The organism is Nitrospira sp. BLG_2 (assembly GCF_049222245.1).
This window is the reverse complement of record NZ_JBLYIG010000683.1, coordinates 1-4,067: the sequence shown is the minus strand read 5'-3', so window position 1 is coordinate 4,067 and position 4,067 is coordinate 1. Positions and strand designations below refer to the sequence as shown.

Sequence of the window (4,067 nt, the reverse complement as noted above, 5' to 3'; positions counted from 1 at the left end):
CCATGCTGGCGTGTCGAACGAATCGGCGAAACCGTATTTGTGCGGGAAAAGCTGTCCGCACCAGGTCGGGAGCGGGCCGGATTTCAGCAAGGGAGTCTCGACAGATCGTCTTTCCGACGGAGGAATGCTTCTGGGACACATCGGCCAGGAGGACGTGATCCTCGCGCGCCGCGGAGATGAATTCTTCGCGGTCGGAGCCACGTGCTCGCACTACAGCGGGCCGCTCGTTGAAGGATTGCTGCTTGGCGACGAGTTGCGCTGCCCATGGCATCACGCCTGTTTCAGTCTTCGTACGGGAGAGGCATTGCGTGCGCCCGCGTTCGATGCCATTCCATGCTGGCGTGTCGAACGAATCGGCGAAACCGTATTTGTGCGGGAAAAGCTGTCCGCACCAGGTCGGGAGCGGGCAACCGTTTCCCCGCAACAAGCGCCCGCCTCGGTCGTGATCGTCGGCGGAGGCGCCGCCGGCTTCGCCGCGGCAGAGATGCTCCGGCGTGAAGCGTACGAAGGACGTGTCACCATCATAAGCGCCGACGATGCGGCTCCGTACGACCGCCCGAATCTGTCCAAAGACTATCTCGCCGGCACCGCCCAGGAGGATTGGATTCCATTGCGACCGCCGGATTTTTACAGCGAGCGCCGCATCGATCTCCTTCTCAATTCACGCGTCGCATCGCTGGACGCAACACGCAAATCTCTTCGGCTCGACAACGGCAGGTCTTTCCAGTTCGACGCCCTCTTACTCGCGACCGGGGCCGAACCCGTCACATTATCCATTCCCGGCGCATCCGACGCTCAGCTCCACTACCTTCGCACGTTCGCCGATAGCCGGGCCCTGTCCGAAAAGGCCGCGTCCGCGAAACAAGTCCTCATCATCGGCGCAAGTTTCATCGGACTCGAAGTCGCCGCATCCCTGCGCACACGAGGCGTGGCCGTCCACGTGGTCGCCCCTGAGCAGCAGCCGCTCGAGCGGGTGATGGGCAAGGAGGTCGGCCGGTTTATTCGCGGCCTTCACGAGACCAACGGCGTGGTCTTTCACTTGGGCGAAACGGTCGCTCGGGTCGACGGGCGCAAAGCAACACTGAGCGGCGGCGAAGCGATCGAAGCCGATCTGTTCATCTTGGGAGTCGGCGTGCGGCCGTCGCTCGCGCTTGCCGAGCAAGCCGGATTGAAAACGGATCGCGGTGTGCTGGTCGACGAATATCTCCAAACCAGCGCGCCGGGCATCTTTGCAGCGGGCGACATCGCCCGTTGGCCAGACCCCCATTCCGGAGGGCTCGTTCGCATCGAGCATTGGGTCGTCGCGGAACGCCAGGGTCAGGTCGCGGCACGCAACATCTTGGGGCGCAGGGAGCGATTCAATGCCGTGCCCTTCTTTTGGACACAGCAATACGGCGTTTCCATCAACTATGTCGGCCATGCGGAAAAATGGGACGCGGTTGAGATTGATGGAAGCGTGGAAGCCCAAGACTGTGCCGTCACATACAAACTGGCGGGGCGGACCCTTGCGGTCGCGACCATCTCGCGCGATCTTCAGAGCCTGAAGGTTGAAGCGGCTATGGAAGCTTCAGTTCGGACAGGATCGGCTTGAGCCACCGACGGTGCAATACCTTATTTAATAAGGGGCTGAGGTGGCTAAGAGCGATTAATGGCAGCCCGATACCGCGCTTTGAGCTGATGTAACAAGGCAGCATGGCCGCCACCATTGAACCGCCAGTCACACTCTTTGAGAAACCAGTAAAGCTGTCCTTGGGAATGCCGTTGAAGCGTCCCCGCTCCACGCCCCCCGGATCCCCCCACTTGCCGAGATCAAGCCACCTTTTTCCAGTCAGCCTTTTTCGCGCACCTGCGCAAGCGTCTCGAAACAGCGGGTCACCAGTGCGGTCCAGCCGGTCTGATGGCTCGCTCCGAGGCCTTTGCCGGTTTCGCCATGAAAATATTCATGGAAGAGGACGAGCTCGCGCCAGTCGGGATCTCTCGCGAATCGGGAATCTTCCCCGAAACAGGGACGCTGCCCATCGGAGTCCCGTAAGAAAAGTCGAGTGAGTCGGAGGGTAAGCTGATTGGCCACTTGTTTGAGATTGAGGCGCCGTCCCGATCCTCGTGGGCACTCCACTCGGAGCGTGTCGCCGTAGAAGTAGTGGTACCGTTCCAATGCTTCGATCAAGAGATAATTCACCGGGAACCAGACAGGGCCCCGCCAGTTCGAATTCCCGCCGAACAGCCCGCTTGTCGATTCACCCGGCACATACTGCACAGAATGTACCTCCCCGCCGACCCTAAAGACATAGGGATGATCCCGGTGAATGCGTGACACGGATCGGATCCCATAGGGCGAAAGGAATTCCTCTTCGTCGAGCAGATAGCGGAGGACGCGCTCAAGGCGGTCGCGTGACGGAATAGCCAGCAGGCGGGGCGGATGGGCGCCGGTTCTGGCGTCACTCACCGGACATTCGGCATAGTAGGCAACATGACGCGCGAGATCGGACCGATTCTTTAGAAACCAGTGCATGCGTTTCGTGAACCCAGGCAGCTGCGCGATCCGCTCTTCGTCCAGCACTTCGGCGGCGAACAAGGGAATGATCCCGACCAAGGACCGAATCTTCAACGGAATGGTCCGGCCCTGCACATGAAGCTGGTCGTAATAGAAGCCGTCGGTGTCGTCCCAGAGACCGGTTCCGCCGAGTGTATTCATAGCGTCCACGATCGCCACGAAGTGCTCGAAGAATTTGGAGGCCATGTCCTCATAGACCGGATCGTCTTTCGCCAGCTCCAACGCCATGCTCAACATCGTCGCGCAGAAAAAAGCCATCCAGGCCGTCCCGTCGGCCTGCTCGATATGACCGCCGGTCGGCAAGGGCTTGGAACGATCGAACACCCCGATGTTGTCGAGACCGAGAAACCCGCCGGAAAAGAGATGTCTTCCCTCCAAGTCTTTCCGGTTCACCCACCAGGTGAAGTTCAGCAGGAGTTTCTGAAAACTGCTTGCCAGGAACCTCCGATCTCGTTTGTCCTTCGGTCCGGTCATCTTGTAGACCCGCCAACAGGCCCAGGCATGCACGGGAGGATTAACATCCGAGAACGCAAACTCGTAGGCCGGCATCTGCCCGTTGGGATGCAAATACCATTCGCGCAACAGCAAGACCAATTGCTCCTTCGCAAAATAGGGATCGATCGTGGCGAATGGAATCATATGGAAGGCCAAGTCCCATGCGGCATACCAGGGATACTCCCATTTGTCGGGCATGGAGAGGACATCTCGGTTGTAGAGGTGGCCCCAGTCATGGTTGCGTCCCGCCCGGCGCTCGGAGGGCGGCGTGGGTTGGGCCGGATCCCCCTCCAGCCAATCTTTGACGACGTAGTGATAGAACTGCTTGGACCAGAGAAGCCCGGCATAGGCCAGTCGTGCAATGTGCCGTTCTTCTTGTGACAGCGCTGCAGGAATTCTCGCGGCATAGAACTCGTCCGCTTCCCGCGCGCGCGCCTCGATAAGACGATCGAACGCCGGTCCAAACGGCCGGGTTGAGACCTCGGATTCCGCAACCAACCGGCATCGGACGATCACCTGCTCCCCGGCATTGAGCTGCACACGGCACGAAGCCGCCGCCTTCGTGCCGTTTTCTTGGGAATTGATCGCTTCGCCTCGGCCGGAAATGAGGAAGTCATCAATCCCATCCTTCACAAAAGGACCGGCATTCGGAACATTGTAGAGCCGCTGAAAATTGGTTTCGTTCTCTGTAAACAAAAATTCCGTCGGCCCGTCGGCGAGTGGCTCGACCTGGAAACGATAGGATCCGAGCGAGGTGTGCCGGGCCGCCAAGGTCCCTGCAGCGACTCGCGTGATGATGGGTTTCGGCCAGTACCCCTCTCCTGTTCGGCCCCAGGCCCACGTATTGCGAAACCAAAGGGTGGGAAGCAGATGTAGAGCCGCCGTGTCAGGCCCCCGATTAGTGACCGTAATGCGGATCAGGATATCCTCGGGCGAGCCTTTGGCATATTCAATGAGGACATCAAAATAACGATGGTTCTCGAAAACGCCGGTGTCCGCCAGCTCGAATTCCGGCTCG

2 protein-coding genes and 1 pseudogene are annotated in these 4,067 nt (G+C 59.7%); 1 reads left to right on the top strand and 2 read right to left on the bottom strand.

Annotation, left to right across the window (positions count from 1 at the left end):
- Positions 1-10 precede the first annotated feature (10 nt).
- The gene (locus tag ACOSYY_RS18050; RefSeq protein ID WP_526023347.1) at positions 11-1,591 is read left to right on the top strand and encodes an FAD-dependent oxidoreductase; all 1,581 of its coding nucleotides are present in this window, start codon (positions 11-13) and stop codon (positions 1,589-1,591) included.
- Between the two features lie 44 nt (positions 1,592-1,635).
- On the opposite strand, the pseudogene ACOSYY_RS18045 reads toward ACOSYY_RS18050, so the two are convergent.
- Together ACOSYY_RS18045 and ACOSYY_RS18040 are read right to left on the bottom strand one after the other, a co-directional pair.
- Positions 1,636-1,769: pseudogene (locus ACOSYY_RS18045) on the bottom strand (IS1595 family transposase); the annotation flags it as partial.
- Between the two features lie 59 nt (positions 1,770-1,828).
- Positions 1,829-4,067, bottom strand: a 2,239-nt coding sequence (locus tag ACOSYY_RS18040; protein WP_421664230.1) for an MGH1-like glycoside hydrolase domain-containing protein, incomplete at its 5' end; no start/stop codon positions are given.